General features: G+C 61.9%; 15 protein-coding genes. 10 read left to right on the plus strand and 5 right to left on the minus strand.

Annotation, left to right across the window (positions count from 1 at the left end):
- Nucleotides 1-2 precede the first annotated feature (2 nt).
- The 5 genes from AB1462_RS18150 to AB1462_RS18170 all read left to right on the plus strand — a co-directional run bounded on the left by AB1462_RS18150 (nucleotide 3) and on the right by AB1462_RS18170 (nucleotide 5,330).
- The gene (locus AB1462_RS18150; RefSeq protein WP_367247540.1) at nucleotides 3-1,625 is read left to right on the plus strand and encodes an ArnT family glycosyltransferase; all 1,623 of its coding nucleotides are present in this window, start codon (nucleotides 3-5) and stop codon (nucleotides 1,623-1,625) included.
- 272 nt (nucleotides 1,626-1,897) lie between these two features.
- Nucleotides 1,898-2,053 carry a type VI secretion system contractile sheath small subunit gene (locus AB1462_RS18155; protein WP_259194788.1) on the plus strand — a complete coding sequence of 52 codons (156 nt, stop codon included), beginning with the start codon at nucleotides 1,898-1,900 and terminating at the stop codon, nucleotides 2,051-2,053.
- Between the two features lie 167 nt (nucleotides 2,054-2,220).
- Nucleotides 2,221-2,931, plus strand: a complete 711-nt coding sequence (locus AB1462_RS18160; RefSeq protein WP_090404076.1) for an HPP family protein — start codon at nucleotides 2,221-2,223, stop codon at nucleotides 2,929-2,931.
- 140 nt (nucleotides 2,932-3,071) lie between these two features.
- Nucleotides 3,072-4,175: an enoyl-CoA hydratase/isomerase family protein gene (locus AB1462_RS18165; protein WP_367247541.1), complete on the plus strand. Its 1,104-nt coding sequence runs from the start codon at nucleotides 3,072-3,074 to the stop codon at nucleotides 4,173-4,175.
- Nucleotides 4,176-4,178: 3 nt separating this feature from the next.
- Nucleotides 4,179-5,330 carry an acyl-CoA dehydrogenase family protein gene (locus AB1462_RS18170; RefSeq protein ID WP_090404072.1) on the plus strand — a complete coding sequence of 384 codons (1,152 nt, stop codon included), beginning with the start codon at nucleotides 4,179-4,181 and terminating at the stop codon, nucleotides 5,328-5,330.
- A gap of 82 nt (nucleotides 5,331-5,412) precedes the next feature.
- Here AB1462_RS18170 and AB1462_RS18175 read toward each other — a convergent pair whose 3' ends face one another.
- The 4 genes from AB1462_RS18175 to AB1462_RS18190 are packed head-to-tail and all read right to left on the minus strand — an operon-like array spanning nucleotide 5,413 to nucleotide 9,302.
- Entirely contained in the window at nucleotides 5,413-6,186 is a 774-nt protein-coding gene (locus tag AB1462_RS18175; RefSeq protein WP_259194770.1) for an enoyl-CoA hydratase, read from the minus strand.
- Between the two features lie 11 nt (nucleotides 6,187-6,197).
- Complete coding sequence (locus tag AB1462_RS18180; RefSeq protein WP_090404068.1) at nucleotides 6,198-7,325, minus strand: acyl-CoA dehydrogenase; 1,128 nt, start codon at nucleotides 7,323-7,325, stop codon at nucleotides 6,198-6,200.
- 12 nt (nucleotides 7,326-7,337) lie between these two features.
- Complete coding sequence (locus AB1462_RS18185) at nucleotides 7,338-8,522, minus strand: acetyl-CoA C-acyltransferase (RefSeq protein ID WP_090404066.1); 1,185 nt, start codon at nucleotides 8,520-8,522, stop codon at nucleotides 7,338-7,340.
- A 12-nt stretch (nucleotides 8,523-8,534) separates the two neighbouring features.
- Nucleotides 8,535-9,302 carry an SDR family NAD(P)-dependent oxidoreductase gene (locus AB1462_RS18190; protein ID WP_367247542.1) on the minus strand — a complete coding sequence of 256 codons (768 nt, stop codon included), beginning with the start codon at nucleotides 9,300-9,302 and terminating at the stop codon, nucleotides 8,535-8,537.
- 200 nt (nucleotides 9,303-9,502) lie between these two features.
- Between AB1462_RS18190 and AB1462_RS18195 the strand changes: the two genes are divergently transcribed.
- The 5 genes from AB1462_RS18195 to AB1462_RS18215 all read left to right on the plus strand — a co-directional run bounded on the left by AB1462_RS18195 (nucleotide 9,503) and on the right by AB1462_RS18215 (nucleotide 15,594).
- Nucleotides 9,503-10,396 (plus strand): bestrophin family protein, encoded by an 894-nt coding sequence (locus AB1462_RS18195; protein WP_315336293.1) that lies wholly within the window; start codon nucleotides 9,503-9,505, stop codon nucleotides 10,394-10,396.
- A gap of 71 nt (nucleotides 10,397-10,467) precedes the next feature.
- Nucleotides 10,468-11,526, plus strand: a complete 1,059-nt coding sequence (locus tag AB1462_RS18200) for a tetratricopeptide repeat protein (protein ID WP_090404060.1) — start codon at nucleotides 10,468-10,470, stop codon at nucleotides 11,524-11,526.
- A 147-nt stretch (nucleotides 11,527-11,673) separates the two neighbouring features.
- Complete coding sequence (locus AB1462_RS18205) at nucleotides 11,674-13,176, plus strand: ATPase domain-containing protein (protein WP_259194774.1); 1,503 nt, start codon at nucleotides 11,674-11,676, stop codon at nucleotides 13,174-13,176.
- Entirely contained in the window at nucleotides 13,173-14,843 is a 1,671-nt protein-coding gene (locus tag AB1462_RS18210; RefSeq protein WP_090404056.1) for an ATP-binding protein, read from the plus strand. Before AB1462_RS18205 ends, AB1462_RS18210 begins: the two co-directional genes overlap by 4 nt.
- Nucleotides 14,844-15,261: 418 nt before the next feature.
- On the plus strand, nucleotides 15,262-15,594 hold the full coding sequence (locus AB1462_RS18215; protein ID WP_367247543.1) for a hypothetical protein: 333 nt from the start codon (nucleotides 15,262-15,264) through the stop codon (nucleotides 15,592-15,594).
- Between the two features lie 44 nt (nucleotides 15,595-15,638).
- On the opposite strand, the gene AB1462_RS18220 is transcribed toward AB1462_RS18215, so the two are convergent.
- Nucleotides 15,639-16,016: a response regulator gene (locus tag AB1462_RS18220; protein ID WP_003217591.1), complete on the minus strand. Its 378-nt coding sequence runs from the start codon at nucleotides 16,014-16,016 to the stop codon at nucleotides 15,639-15,641.
- Nucleotides 16,017-16,018 lie beyond the last annotated feature (2 nt).

Below are 16,018 nucleotides of genomic sequence, written 5' to 3' on the forward strand. Positions count from 1 at the left end.
TCGTGAACAAAGCTCACCCGCCCTTGCTCAGCCCAACGATCCGCCGCCAATCCCTCGGTCTGGGATTGCTGGCGCTGTTGTTGTTCATCGCTGGCAGCTGGCATCAGGCAATTATCGGTTTCGACTCACGCTTCGTGGTGTTTGCCCAGGAGATGCTGCGCCATGGGCCGGGGTTTTTCCCCACCACGTACGGGCAGCCGTATGCCGATTACCTGGCCACCTCGACGCTGATGACCTGGCTGTTGTCGCTGCCCCTGGGCCAGGTCACCAGCCTCACGGCCTGGCTGCCCACGTCGATTGCCTCGGCAGTGATCGTCTCCCTGGTGTATCGCCTGACAGCGCCCTACTCCCAGCGTTGGGGCCTGCTGAGCATCGCGCTGCTGTTGCTGAGCAGTACCTTCATCAGTGAAACCCGCGCGGTGTCCCTCGACCAGATGCTCGCGGCCATCGCCTTGGCGGTGTTCTACCTGGGTTATGCCCATGACCATTTCGGCGGGGGTAAACGCCTGTACTGGCTGTACCTGCTGCTGATTCTCGGCTTTGCGATTCGTGGGCCGATCGGGCTGGTCATTCCTACGGGCGTGCTGTGCAGCTACTACCTGATCAACCGGCAATGGCGCCAACTGTTCAGCTTTGGCCTGCTGGCCCTGGCGCTGCTGGCGGCCTGTGTCGGCTTGCTGTTGCTGATGGCTAAGCTCAGTGGCGGCGAGAGCTTCATGCAGGACGTGATCCGCATGCAGTTCCTGGGGCGCATGGACGGCAGTGAGGGCTCCAGCGGCGCGTTGTATTACTTCACCAGCTCGCTGGGCAATTACGCCCTCGCCTATCCCGTCGCTCTGCTGGTGCTGTTGGCGGTCGCGGTCAGTGGGCGACGCGTCTCGACGCCAGCGTTGCAACTGGTGCTGTACAGCGCCACCGCCGGCTTGCTGGTGATGCTGGGCCTGTCGATTCCCCAGGCAAAGAAGGCCCGCTATGTGCTGCCAATGCTGCCGATGGCGGCGATCATTGCGGCGTACCCGTTCCAGGTCGCTGAAGGTCGTCTGTTTGCCTGGCTGCGCGGCTTGATGCTGGGCCTATGGACACTGCTGCCAGGCCTGCTGATCGTTGGGCTGGTATTCGCGCGGCCACGCTATCCGCAGCAGTTGAGCCAGCTGGGGCCGGTGTTCGCCGTGCTCGGGCTGTTGCAGGTCTTGGCATTGCTGGCGTTGTTCATGCCTCGCCTGCGGCCGCTCGGGCCAGCGTTTGCCGCCGTGCTTGCGGTGTGGGCGACGTATATTGCAGTGGTCGAACCGCTCGAACGCAGCGTCTACGACACCCGCACCTTTACGCTGCAAGTGCATGAGCAGGTCAAGCAACAGCGCGCTCCCGTGGTATTGCACGGCTTGGGCAAAGACGCCAAGGCGATCAAGTACATGGTCAACCTCGACTGCGACCAGGTGCCGTTGTTCACCCAACAAGCCTCTGACCTGACGCCGTTACAAGGGCCAGCCTGGCTGGTGATGAGCCAGGCGGATTTCGAAGGTTTGCAAGACCCGCGCTTTCGCGCCCTTCGTCCGACCCTGACCGGCGAGTTCGACCGAAACCCCTATGTGCTGCTGTATCTGGCCAAACCTGCTCTACCTTGAGTTGCGACGCAGAAAGATCCTACGCAGCTATGCGTAATGGCTGGTGCCATTTCACTTTCCCGCGTCTGAAACCCAACTGTAAACTCAATGACCTCGCGCGGTAGCTATCTACCGCCATAGGCCATGGATAACAACAAGGACGCTAGGAGCCGCAGCTGGCGCTGTGGTTCACTTCGTGAGAGGACAATACCGTGCCAAATGATCGTTTACCGCGTACCCCTGCTTCCCTGGCCCGTGATGAAGTGCATATCGGCTACTTGCCCATTCCGCCGCTGGACCGGCTGATGTGGCTGCGCAATGCCCTGGTGGCACTCAACGGCCCCCTGGCCGGCGAGCCGGGGCTGCGGGAAAACCTGCAACAGCATTTATTCAATGAGGAAACCGATAATCGCGTTCTCGGTAAGCTCAACCCTCCTGTCACTTCGTAATAAGTGCATTATTTTTGTATTTAACCCTCATTAATATGCATTGGCGCTGCCCTATCAGGCGCGGCACACTGCGCGGGTTCCTCCCCCAAATGCAGGAACTTTCAAAGGGCTTTTCCGGGCGACCAGACAAGCCTTTTTTTTGCCCGCCGTTTATGGATTTCTTTTCAATGCTCGCTCGCTGGTTTCCCGCTGCTATCAACACCCGCCCCGCCGAATGGAGCCGTGCCGCGATTGGCATGGCCTTGGGTACATTATTCAGTGTATGGCTCTGCGCCCAGGTTTTTGGCATGGAGGTGGCGCTGCACCTGCTGGGTCCGCTGGGCGCTTCGGCGGTGCTGTTGTTTGCGGTCTCGTCCGGTGCGCTGGCGCAACCCTGGTCGATCATCGGCAGCTACCTGTGCGCCGGTGTCGTGGCATTGCTGGTGGCCCGCGTCCTTGGGCGTACCCTGGGCGGTGCCTGCCTGGCGGCCGGCATGGCCGTGGTGCTGATGTGCTGGCTGCGGTGCCTGCACCCGCCCGCCGGTGGCCTGGCCATGACCCTGGTCTTGGCCGACCCCGCCTCTGCCGCCCTGGGCTGGCACGAACTGGGTGCCGTATTACTCGGCGCCGGTGCCCTGCTGGCCTGTGCGCTGGCCTACAATAACGCGACGCGAACGCGCTACCCCAAGGGTGCGGTCGAGGCATCGACAACCGTCTTGCCTGACCCCAGGGCGGCCCGCGATCCCGCCATTACCGCCGCCGACTTGAAATTGGCGTTGGCCGAGATGGAGCAGTTCTATGATGTGGCCCCCACGGAGTTGGAGCAATTGATCCATGCCGCAGAAACCCACGCTCGGCGCCGCAGCATCGGTGAAGTACTGGCAACCCGCGTGACCTGAGCCGCGCCCGGCACCCTGCATAAATGCAAAAACGACCTGCATGATTCCGGGTTGTACTGGGCAAATTTGCACTGGTACGATCGCGAGAAGGTTCGCCCACGAACATCTTGATAAAGAACAATAAAAGCAGGGAGTTACAGATGACTGCTCAGGTTTCAAGCGAAGCAAGCAGTGCCGATAAGCTTCAGAACGATGTTTTGGCCGAAGTGCGTAACCATATCGGCCACCTCACCCTCAACCGCCCCTCCGGCTTGAATGCCATCACCCTGGACATGGTGCGCAGCCTGACGCAACAGCTGCTGGCCTGGTCAGACGACCCGCAGGTACATGCCGTGGTCCTGCGCGGCGCAGGCGAAAAGGCCTTCTGTGCCGGCGGCGATATTCGCTCCCTGTACGACAGTTTTAAAAGTGGCGACACCCTGCACGAAGACTTCTTCGTCGAGGAATACGCGCTGGACCTGGCCATCCACCATTACCGCAAACCCGTACTGGCCCTGATGGATGGATTTGTCCTGGGCGGCGGCATGGGCCTGGTGCAAGGCGCGGATTTGCGTGTCGTCACCGAACGCAGCCGCCTGGCGATGCCGGAGGTGGCGATCGGTTATTTCCCGGATGTCGGTGGCAGTTACTTCCTGCCCCGCATTCCCGGTGAGCTGGGCATTTACCTTGGGGTGACCGGTGTGCAGGTTCGCGCGGCAGACGCCCTCTATTGCGGGTTGGCCAACTGGTACCTGGACAGCGCCAAGCTGGCCATCCTCGACCAGAAACTCGATAGCCTGCAATGGCAGGAATCCCCCCTCAAGGACCTGCAAGGGGTGTTGGCCAAGCTGGCCGTGCAGCGGCTGCCCGACCCGCCGTTGGCCGCGTTGCGTCCCGCTATCGACCACTTCTTCGGCCTGCCGGACATTCCGAGCATCGTCGAGCAGCTCCAGGAAGTCACCGTCGCCGACAGCCACGAGTGGGCATTGAACACTGTCCACCTGATGCAAACCCGCTCACCCCTGGCCATGGCCGTGACCCTGGAAATGCTGCGGCGCGGCCGGCGCCTGCCGCTGGAACGGTGCTTTGCCCTGGAGCTGCACCTGGACCGCCAATGGTTCGAACGCGGTGACCTGATCGAAGGGGTCCGCGCGCTGATCATCGACAAGGACAAGAACCCTCGCTGGAACCCGCCGACGCTCCATGGACTGGATAAGAGCCATGTCGACAGCTTCTTCCATCACTTCGAGCAGGTTGCGAAATAAGCCATGCAAGACATTGAATATACTGAAGAACAGGTAATGATTCGTGACATGGCGCGCGACTTCGCCCGTGGCGAAATTGCCCCCCACGCCCAAGCCTGGGAGAAAGCCGGCTGGATCGATGACGCCCTGGTGGCGAAGATGGGTGAGCTGGGCCTGTTAGGCATGGTAGTGCCGGAAGAATGGGGCGGTACCTATGTCGACTACGTGGCTTACGCCCTGGCCGTGGAAGAGATTTCTGCCGGCGATGGCGCTACCGGGGCGCTGATGAGTATCCATAATTCAGTGGGTTGCGGGCCAATCCTCAACTACGGCACAGATGAACAGAAACAAACCTGGTTGGCCGATCTTGCCAGTGGCCAGGCGATTGGCTGTTTCTGTCTGACCGAACCCCAGGCCGGCTCCGAGGCCCACAACCTGCGCACGCGCGCCGAACTGCGCGATGGCCAGTGGGTGATCAATGGCGCCAAGCAGTTCGTCAGTAATGGCAAGCGCGCCAAGCTGGCGATTGTATTTGCCGTGACCGACCCGGAACTGGGCAAGAAAGGCATTTCCGCGTTCCTGGTGCCCACCGACACCCCTGGGTTTGTGGTCGACCGCACCGAGCACAAGATGGGTATTCGGGCCTCGGACACCTGCGCGGTGACGCTCAGCCAATGCAGCGTGCCCGAGGCTAACCTGCTCGGCGAACGCGGCAAAGGCCTGGCCATCGCCCTCTCCAACCTTGAAGGCGGCCGCATCGGCATTGCCGCCCAAGCCCTCGGCATCGCGCGTGCGGCCTTTGAGGCAGCGCTGGCCTATGCCCGTGACCGGGTGCAGTTCGACAAGCCCATCATCGAACACCAAAGCGTCGCCAACCTGTTGGCAGATATGCAAACCCGCTTGAACGCTGCCCGTTTACTGATCCTGCATGCCGCGCGCCTGCGCAGCGCCGGCAAGCCCTGCCTCTCGGAAGCGTCCCAGGCCAAGCTGTTCGCCTCGGAAATGGCCGAGAAAGTCTGCTCCAGCGCGATGCAGATTCATGGCGGCTATGGATATTTGGAGGATTACCCGGTGGAGCGTTACTACCGGGATGCGCGGATCACGCAGATTTACGAAGGGACCAGCGAGATCCAGCGGATGGTGATTGCCAGAGAGCTCAAGCACTATCAGACGTAGTAGTTGCAAGCTTTAAGCTGCAAGCGTCAGGTAAAAGCAGATTAGCTTTTACTTGACGCTTGCAGCTAGTCACTTCCCACTGCTACTTATCCTTGAACTCCGGCGCACGCTTGGCCACAAACGCCGCCATGCCTTCCTTCTGATCCAGTGTCGCGAACGCCGCATGGAATACCCGGCGCTCAAAGCGCACGCCTTCCGACAGGCTCACTTCAAACGCGCGATTCACGCTTTCCTTGACCATCATGCTGATCGGCACCGATTTGCCGGCAATCAGCGTGGCGACTTTCAGCGCCTCGTCCAGCAGATCATCGGCCGGCACGATGCGCGCGACAATCCCGCAGCGTTCAGCTTCCACCGCATCGATAAAGCGCCCGGTCAGGCACATTTCCATGGCCTTGGCCTTGCCCACCGCGCGCGTCAGGCGCTGGGTGCCGCCCATACCCGGCAGTACGCCGAGGTTGATTTCCGGCTGGCCGAACTTGGCGCCGTCACCGGCCAGGATGAAATCGCACATCAGCGCCAGTTCGCAGCCACCGCCCAGGGCGAAGCCGTTGACCGCGGCGATGATCGGCTTGCGCCGGTTGGCCACACGGTCGCTGTCACTGAACAGGTCGTCGAGGTAGATCTGTGGGTAGGTCAGCTCGGCCATTTCCTTGATGTCGGCGCCGGCGGCGAAGGCTTTTTTCGAGCCGGTCAACACGATGCAGCCGATTTCCGGGTTGGCTTCCAGGCCATCCAGCGCCTGGTTCAACTCGCTGACCAACTGTGCATTCAAGGCATTCAAGGCTTGGGGACGGTTGAGGGTAATTAAGCCGACGCGGCCCTGGACTTCGAGCAAAATGGTTTCGTAACTCATGTATCGGCTCCTTAGAGATTGCGTGAGATGACCATGCGTTGAATATCGCTGGTGCCTTCGTAAATCTGGCAGACCCGCACATCGCGGTAGATCCGCTCCAGGGGGAAGTCGCTCAGGTAACCGTAACCGCCCAGGGTTTGCAAGGCGGCCGAACAGACTTTCTCGGCCATTTCCGAAGCGAACAGCTTGGCCATCGAGGCTTCGACCAACGCCGGCTTGCCGCTGTCCCGCAGGGCGGCGGCGTAATGCACCATCTGCCGCGCCACGGCGATTTGCGTGGCCATGTCCGCCAGGCGAAACGCCACGGCCTGATGCTCGATCAGCGTTTTGCCGAAGCTTTCGCGCTCACGGGCGTAGTCACGGGCCGCCTCAAACGCGGCGCGGGCCATACCCACCGATTGCGAGGCGATGCCTACACGGCCGCCCTCGAGGTTGGCCAGGGCGATCTTGTAGCCCTCGCCCTCTTCGCCCAACCGGTTGGCGACCGGCACCTTCACGTCTTCAAACAGGATCTGGCAGGTGTCGGACGCATGCTGGCCCAGCTTGTCCTCGACCCGCGCCACGCTGTAGCCCGGCGAATCGGTCGGCACGATAAACGCGCTGATCCCACGCTTGCCCGCTGCCGGGTCGGTGACGGCAAACACAATCACCACCCCGGCGTTTTGCCCGGAGGTGATGAACTGTTTGCAACCGTTGAGCACGTAATGGTCGCCTTCCAGGCGCGCGCGGGTTTTCAGGCTGCTGGCATCGGAACCGGCTTGGGGTTCGGTCAGGGCAAAAGCGCCGAGCATGGCGCCACTGGCCAGGGGAGTGAGGAATTGTGCTTTTTGTTGCTCGTTACCGAACTTGAGGATCGGCACGCAACCCACGGAATTGTGCACGCTCATGATGGTGGAACAGGCGCCGTCACCGGCGGCGATTTCTTCCAGGGCCATGGCGTAGGCCAGGTAACCGGTGTCGCAGCCGCCCCACTGTTCCGGCACCAGCATGCCGAAAAAGCCCAGTTCGGCCATCTCGCCGATGGCTTCCTTGGGAAAGCGGTGTTCGCGGTCCCACTCGGCGGCAAACGGCTTGAGCCGCTCCTGGGCAAATTGCCGAGCGGCATCGCTGATTTGCAGTTGTTCGTCATTGGGCAGCATTGGGCTCAGTCCTTAATACAGGCATTCAACGGCCATGGCCGTGGCTTCACCGCCGCCGATACAAATGGCGGCGACGCCACGCTTGAGGCCTTTCTGGCGCAGGGCCGAAAGCAGGGTTACCAGGATGCGCGCGCCGGACGCACCAATCGGGTGGCCCAGGGCGCAGGCCCCGCCGTGGATATTGACCTTGGCGTGGGGAATTTCCAGCTTGCTCATGGTCACCAGGCTGACCACGGCAAAGGCCTCGTTGATTTCGAACAGATCGACGTCGTCAAGGCTCCAACCGGTCTTGCTCATCAATGTGCGAATCGCACCCACCGGCGCCACCGGAAACAGCCCGGGCTCATCGGCAAACGCCGCGTGCCCATGGATCACCGCCAGCGGCTTGAGCCCACGTTTCTGTGCCTCGGACTCACGCATCAGCAGCAACGCTGCCGCACCGTCGGAAATCGAACTGGAATTGGCCGCCGTCACGGTGCCACCGTCGCGGAACGCGGGTTTCAGGCTGGGGATTTTTTCCAGCTTGGCCTTGGGTGGTTGTTCGTCATGCAGGATGGTTTTCTGCTCTTTGCCGACGGTGACCTGTACCGGGACAATTTCGGCGGCGAAGCTGCCATGGGTGATTGCCTCTTGCGCGCGGGTCAGCGACGCAATAGCGAACGCATCCTGCGCCTCACGGCTGAAGCCGTTGAGCTGCGCGCACTCTTCAGCAAAGGTACCCATCAGGCGGCCCTTGTCGTAGGCGTCTTCCAGACCGTCGAGAAACATATGGTCGAGCACGCGCCCGTGGCCCATGCGGTAGCCGCTGCGGGCGCGGTCCAGCAGGTAGGGCGCGTTGGACATGCTTTCCATGCCCCCGGCGATCACCACGTCGACGCTGCCGGCCAGCAGCGAATCATGCGCCAGGATTGTCGCTTCCATGCCCGAGCCGCACATCTTGTTGAGGGTGGTGCAACGCGTGGACTTGTCCAACCCTGCGCCCAGGGCGGCTTGACGCGCAGGCGCCTGGCCCAGGCCGGCGGGCAGCACGCAACCAAACAACACCTCATCTACGGCGTCGGGCGCGATGCCTGCACGCTCGACCGCTGCACGGATGGCGGCAGCGCCCAGTTGCGGCGCGGTCAGGCCCTTGAGGTCGCCCTGGAACCCGCCCATGGGCGTGCGTACGGCGCTGACAATCACGATGGGATCATTCATGGGTCATCCTCCTTACTTGGCGGCCATGCGCAAGGCGCCGTCGAGACGGATCACCTCGCCATTGAGCATGCTGTTTTCAATGATGTGCCGCACCAGCGCGGCGTACTCGGAAGGCTTGCCCAGGCGCGGCGGGAACGGCACGCCGGCGGCCAGGGAGTCGCGGACTTCGGGGGTCATGCCGGCCATCATCGGGGTTTCGAAAATGCCGGGGGCGATGGTCATCACGCGAATACCAAAGCGCGCCAGCTCTCGTGCGGCGGGTAAGGTCAGACTGGCTATCGCGCCTTTGGATGCCGCATAAGCGGCCTGCCCGATCTGCCCGTCGAACGCAGCCACCGAAGCGGTGTTGATGATCACCCCGCGCTCGCCGTCGGCGTTCGCCTCTGTCTCAGCGATGGCCGCCGCCGCCAGGCGCAGCAAGTTAAAGCTGCCGATCAGGTTGACGTTAATCACCTGGGCAAAGCTTGCGAGCCCGTGAGGGCCATTCTTGCCGAGGATTTTTTCACCGCGCACCACCCCCGCGCAGTTGACCAAACCATGCAAACCGCCAAACGCCGCGACCGTTGCCTGGACGGCGGCTTCAGCAGCCGCTTCCTGGCTGATATCCGCCACAGCGCCGCGGGCGTTGTCGCCGAGCTGCCTGGCCTTGGCCGCCACGGCGTCGGCGTTCAAATCCACCAGCATGACCTTGGCACCGGCCGCGACCAGCATGTCTGCGGTGGCTGCACCGAGGCCGGAAGCGCCGCCGCTGACCAGAAAAATCTTGTTCTCAATCTGCATTATTGTTTCCTTGAACGGTCGGGATCGCCGAAATAGTCGCTCCGCAACGCCACAGCGGCAATGGTCAAAGCCTTCAACATGGCTGACTGGTTTGGCCAATCATTGACCCCGCTGATCGGCCGGTCAGTCCAAGCGATTGGACGCCCGTCGTGCAAGCTCCTAACCTGAGGGCCTGCGCCAGCGAAGAAGCCCTTCCCCCGATGATCGTACGTCCCAAACCCAACCTGCTCGGCATCCTGTTTTCGCTCAAGGGCTCGATTGCCAAGCGCATCGCCCTGCGCAGCCTGCTGGTCACGCTGCTGGCGTCGGTGATCGTGCTGGTGGAAACCCTGCACCCGGCATATTTTTCCAAGGTCAACGCCACGCCCTTCACGTTGCTCGGGCTGTCGCTGTCGATCTTCATGAGCTTTCGTAATAACGCCTGCTATGACCGCTGGTGGGAAGGCCGCAAGCAATTGGGGCAGATGATCATCGAGGTGCGTTCGCTGATTCGCGAAACCCAGGTGCTCACTGACCCGTCGGAGCGCGGGCGCCTGCTGCGGGGCCTGGGTGGGTTCGCCCATGGGCTGATCGCGCGTTTGCGCCATGAAGACGAAGCCCTGGCGATCCAGCCGTGGGCCAGCGTGGAAGCCAGTCATCCCAACCTCCCTGACCGTGTGCTGCAACAGCTCGGCGCGCGGTTTTCCGCGCTGGCCGGGCAAGGCGCCATCAGCGAATGGCGCTATACCCAATTGGAAACCCGCCTGGTCAGCCTCAGCCAGGTACAAGCCGCGTGCGAGCGGATCAAAAGCACGCCGCTGCCCTTCCCCTACACCTTGCTGCTGCACCGCACCATCTACCTGTTCTGCATCCTCTTGCCGTTCGCCATGGCCGAGCCCCTGGGCTGGCTCACGCCGGTGTTTACCGCCATCGTCAGCTACACCTTCTTTGGCCTGGATGAAATCGGCGACGACCTGGAAGACCCGTTCGGCTTCGACGAAAACGACCTGCCCTGCAATGCGATCCTGCGCACCCTGGAGCGTGAGCTGCTCGCCGCCCTGGGCGAAACCGACCTGCCGCCGGCCCTGGAACCGGTGGAATACGTGCTGACCTGAAGCGGGTTTGACACCTGCCGTGGTCTGACCGAAGCTGACGGCTTTGCTTCTTCAGCTTTTCGGACGCCTGCATGTCAAAGTCACGCCGTTACTCCATCGTCGGCCTGTGCGCCCTGTTGTTGATTGTGCTGATCACCTGGTATTTCTCCCGCACCACCCAGGTGGCCGTGCCTCCCGCCATTGCCCATGGTTACTCGAAAGCCTTGAAACAGGCGCATAACGGCGAGCCGGGCGCAGCGCGCGTGCTGTATCAGCAATTGGGCCGGCCGGACCTGTCACCCGAACGCCGCGCCGCGCTGCATGCCGAATTGCCCAACTACCCCAGCCCCCAGGCCTTGAAGCTCGCCGATAAAGACCTCACCAGCGACTCACCGTTGGTGCGCGAAGCAGCCATCCACAGCATTGTCGGACTGGTGCCCACCGGCCAGCGCACGCTGCTACTCGGCCCGGTGCTGGATGACCCCGAACAAAGCGTGCGCTTTGCCGCCGCCAATGCCTTGCTCGGCCTGTCGCCCGACACCTTGGGCCTGTACTTCGGTCCCTTGCAGCAGGTGCTGGACGAGTTCGTGAAAAAGCTCAAGGCCCAACCCGAAACCGCCGAGGGCTGGATTCAACTGGCGCGCCTGTACATTCACAGTGCTCTGCTGCCGGAAGCACAAAACGCCCTGGAACAGGCCATGCGCTTGCAGCCGGACAACCTGCAGGCGGTGGTGGCGCAGATCGAGTTACTCGACAAACAGGGCAAGACCGATGAGTCGCGCCAGCTGCTGGCGCGGCAATTGGCAGCGCATCCTGAGTCGGCCTACCTGCAACACGCCCTGGGCATGTGGCTGCTGCACCATGGCGAACGCCCCTATGCGCTGCTCGGCCTGTCCAAAGCGGTCGAGCTTGAGCCGGACAATCAGGATTATCGCTATGACCTGGCTACCACCCTGCACGCCCAGGAGGAGCTGGAAGCCGCCCAGCGCCAACTCGAAGAGATCGTTCAGCGTAACCCCGCCAATCGCAAGGCGCGGGTGCTGCTTGTGAACTATTGGAAGGAAAGTGGCCAATTGCAGAATGTCCAGGTGTTGCTCGCCCAGCTCGAGCAACAAAACCCTGACGATCCGGCGCTTGCGCAAGGCCTGTAGGTGCGCGGCACGATTGTGTGCAAAACGTGCCACAGCCCGCATTAATCCCGGATCCGGTTGAACCGCCGCAGAGCGCAACGGTCAAGAGAACATAGCGCGGTCACATGGCTGCGCATCCTCTACTCGTATGTGACCTGAGGGCACTTCTTGTCTACATCCAAAGCGTTGTTAACCGACAAAGCGGCCATTGGCATCGAAGGTCTTGACGACATTCTTTGCGGAGGGCTATCGCGCAGCCACCTGTTCCTGCTGGAAGGCGAACCCGGCACAGGTAAAACCACCGTCGCCCTGCACTTCCTGCAAGCCGGGGCCAAAAACGGTGAACGATCGCTCTACATCACGCTGTCCGAGACCGAGCGCGAGTTGCGCCAGGGGGCCGAGTCCCATGGTTGGAATCTGGATGACAACATCCATATCTTCGAACTGACGCCGCCGGAGAGCCTGCTCAACGCCGACCACCAGCAGAGCCTGCTGTATTCCTCCGACCTGGAATTGGGCGAGGCCACCCGGCAAATCTTCGAAGTGGTGGAACGGGTCAAGCCCACCCGCGTGGTGATCGACAGCCTCTCGGAAATCCGCCTGCTCGCGCAAAGCTCGTTGCGCTATCGCCGGCAGATCCTGGCGATCAAGCACTACTTCGTGCGTTACGACGCCACCGTCCTGTTGCTGGATGACCTGACCACCGAATCCCTCGACAAAACCGTGCACAGCGTAGCCCACGGGGTAATTCGCCTGGAAGAACTGACCCCCAGCTACGGCGCCGAACGCCGTCGCGTGCGCGTGGTGAAGTACCGTGGCCAGAAATACCGGGGCGGCTTCCACGACTTTACGATCATGCAAGATGGTATCCATGTGTTCCCGCGCCTGGTGGCGGCCGAACATCGCGGCGGTTATGTGCGTGAGACCTTGAGCAGCGGCATTCGCGAACTGGATGCCCTGATGGGCGGCGGGGTCGAGACCGGCTCCAGCAGCCTGATCCTTGGTCCGGCGGGTACCGGCAAATCGCTGATCTCGATGATCTTTGCCGCCGCGGCCGTCGCGCGGGGTGAAAAAGCCGCGCTGTTTATCTTCGATGAAGAGCTGGGGTTGCTGTTCGAACGCATGAAAAACATGGGTATCGACCTCGCCGCCCTGCAAGCCACGGGTAACCTGCTGATCGAGCAAGTGGATGCGGCCGAGCTGTCACCCGGCGAATTCTCGCACCGCGTGCGGCGCTGCGTCGACGAGCGCGGGATCAAGACGGTGGTCATCGACAGCATCAACGGCTACCAGGCCGCCATGCCCGAAGAGAACGCGCTGATCCTGCATATGCACGAGCTGCTGCTGTACCTCAATCGCCGAGGCGCGGCGACGTTCATGACCGTTGCGCAACACGGTTTGGTCGGCGACATGCAGGCCCCCGTCGACATCACCTACCTGGCCGACACGGTCATCCTGCTACGCTACTTCGAAGCCTTGGGCAAGGTGCGCCGAGCCATCTCGATCATCAAGAAGCGCACCGGCTCCCACGAGGCGACTATTCGCGAATACCGCATCAGCGGCCAGGGCATGACCGTCGGCGAGCCTCTCGATAATTTCCAGGGTGTGCTGCGCGGGATCCCGACCTATATGGGCGCGGGTTCACCGTTGCTCAGGGATGAGGGCGTGTGACGGGCCTGTCACCCGTCTCCGAGCGCGCCATTGTGCTTGCGCCAATGGGGCGTGACGGCTCGTTGGCGTTGATGATGCTCAAAGAAGCCGGTTACAGCGGCATCATTGCCAGCAACCTGAAAGGACTGTGCGAGGCGCTTGAGCACGGCGCCGGCTTGTTGATCATTGCGGCCGAAGCCTTGCGCGGCGAGGACCTGGAGCCTTTGCTGATGCACTTGCATCAACAGCCCGCCTGGTCCGACCTGCCCATCGTGCTGATGACCCATCACGGTGGCAACGAGCAGAACGGCTCATCCCACCTCAGTGGCTTGCTCGGCAACGTGACCTTCCTGGAGCGGCCCTTTCACCCGGTGACCTTGATCAGCCTGGTCAGCGCCGCCCTGCGCGGGCGGCGCCGGCAATATGACGCGCGTGACCGGCTGGTTGACTTGAGCGAGAGCGAGGCGCGGTTGCAGCGCACCCTCGAAACCCTTGAGCAGCAAGTTGAAGAGCGCACCGCCCAGTTGCGCAGTAACGAAGAAGCCTTGCGTCAATCCCAGAAGATGGAAGCCGTCGGCCAATTGACGGGGGGTATCGCTCACGACTTCAACAACATGCTCACCGGGATTATCGGCAGCCTGGAGCTGCTGCGCAGGCGTATCGCTCGCGGCAGGCTCGACGACCTCGACGGCTTAATCGACCTGGGCGTGACCTCGGCCAACCGGGCCGCCGGGCTGACCCACCGCCTGCTCGCGTTTTCCCGGCGCCAGTCGCTGGATTCAAAGCCGGTGCAGATCAATCAACTGGTCACCTCCATGGGCGAGCTGTTGCAACGCAGCATCAACGAAAGCATCACCCTGGAGATGCGCCTCACCGATCAACTGTGGACCGCCGAAGCCGACCCCAACCAACTGGAAAGCGCCCTGCTCAACCTGGTGATCAACGCGCGCGATGCCATGGCCAGTGGCGGCAAGCTGACCGTCGAGACCACCAATCGCCATCTGGACAGCGTATTCACCGCCGCCTACGGCACCCTCAGTCCCGGCGATTACGTGGAACTGAGCGTCAGCGACACCGGCTGTGGCATTCCTCAAAGCGTGATGGGCCGCGTGTTCGACCCCTTCTTCACCACCAAGCCCATCGGCCAGGGCACCGGTCTAGGGTTGTCGATGATCTACGGCTTCGCCCGTCAGTCCCGTGGCCACGTCACGATTCACAGCGAAGTGGACAAGGGCACTACTGTGAGCCTGTTCCTGCCGCGCTTCATCGGCGAAGTCGTCACCGGCGCGGCGATAAACCCAGCGTTGCTGCCGTTCGCCAATGCCGGCGAAACCGTGCTGATCGTCGAGGACGACCCGGCGGTGCGCGTGCTGGTCAGTGCAGTGCTCAAGGAACTGGGCTACGCCTTTGTCGAGGCCGGCGACGCCGATGCAGCCGTGCCGATCATCGAGTCCGACCAGCGTATCGACCTGATGATCAGCGACGTTGGCCTGCCGGGCATGAACGGTCGGCAACTGGCGGAAATCGGGCGGCAGATTCGGCCGGACCTGAAGGTGTTGTTCATTACCGGATATGCCGAGCATGCAGCCGTACGCGGCGGTTTTCTCGACCCAGGGATGCAGCTGATCACCAAGCCGTTCACCTTTGATTTGTTGACGGCAAAGGTCAGGGAGATGATCCAGGCGTGAGCTGATTCGACAAGGTCAATCCGGACACGATTGGACACGGGGCGAATTGGAATCGCTGAACGCTTTTCGGACATTAAGGTTAGGTATCGGGCGACGAAGTTTAGCCCGGCCCCCCCTAAAATGACCTGACGAGCCGTAGGATGATTAATTCTGCCACCGTTTTAAATGCTCCCCGCCCTGCATCCCACACTTCAACTGTCAATCAGCCGCCTGCTGAGACACCCAGCGCGCATGGCGCCGACCTCCCCGCCGCATCGTCTGACACCAGTCGCGCTGCCGGCGACCGCGAGCTGGTGGCGCTGTACGCTCAAGCCTTGCGGCGTACGACGGGGGTGCCGAGTCATGACCGATAACATCCCCGCACACTCGACGTTCGGCCAGTGGTGGGCGCAGTTGGGGCGTGCCATGCAATCCCAGGATGGTGAATGCCGCTGACATTACGGAGTCCGGCCTGATTAACTTCAAACATGCCAGCGAGGCTGGATTATTTGGCCACACCGTCTACATCCAGAAAACCATGCACAACGAGTTGTACCTGTTCAACACCAACAGCCCGGACTTGGACATTGCCATGGCACTGCTGGGCAATGAGCCAGCGGTCAGCGGCGGGATGACCGTCTACCGCCTTGACGGCAGCGGTCAAAAAGGCCTCCAGCGTTTTCTTGATGGGATAGACGGAAAAACTGGCTGGCAATTCGCCTACACCCCCGCCAGCACACTCAAGGCCAATGTGCAGAAGCTGACCCCCTGACCCTTTGGAGCCGATGGCGCCGTGTACGTTCGGCGCTGCGGCGCTCAGGCGAGCAAGCGCTGGATATGCTCTTGCAGCGTATCCAGATCAAACGGCTTGGCCAGGATCGGCGCATTGCGCGTGATCGGGCTGTTGCAGTCGAGGATTTCCTGCGGGTAACCGCTGATAAAGATGACTTTCAATTCCGGCCGTAGCTTGATCGCCGGCTCAGCGATCTGTACGCCGGAAATCCCGCCCGGCAGGCGGTAGTCGGTAACCATCAGGTCCAGGTGCGGCTTGGTGGCCAGGATTTCGAAGGCCTGCTCCCCATCGATCGCCTTCAACACCCGATAACCCAGGCCCGCCAGGTATTCACCCAGCACAAACATAATGGATTCGTCGTCCTCGACGATCAGAACGACGTCTTGTGCATCTTCACTCATGG

Source organism: Pseudomonas sp. SB113, assembly GCF_040754745.1.
Taxonomy (GTDB): Bacteria; Pseudomonadota; Gammaproteobacteria; order Pseudomonadales; family Pseudomonadaceae; genus Aquipseudomonas; species Aquipseudomonas grimontii.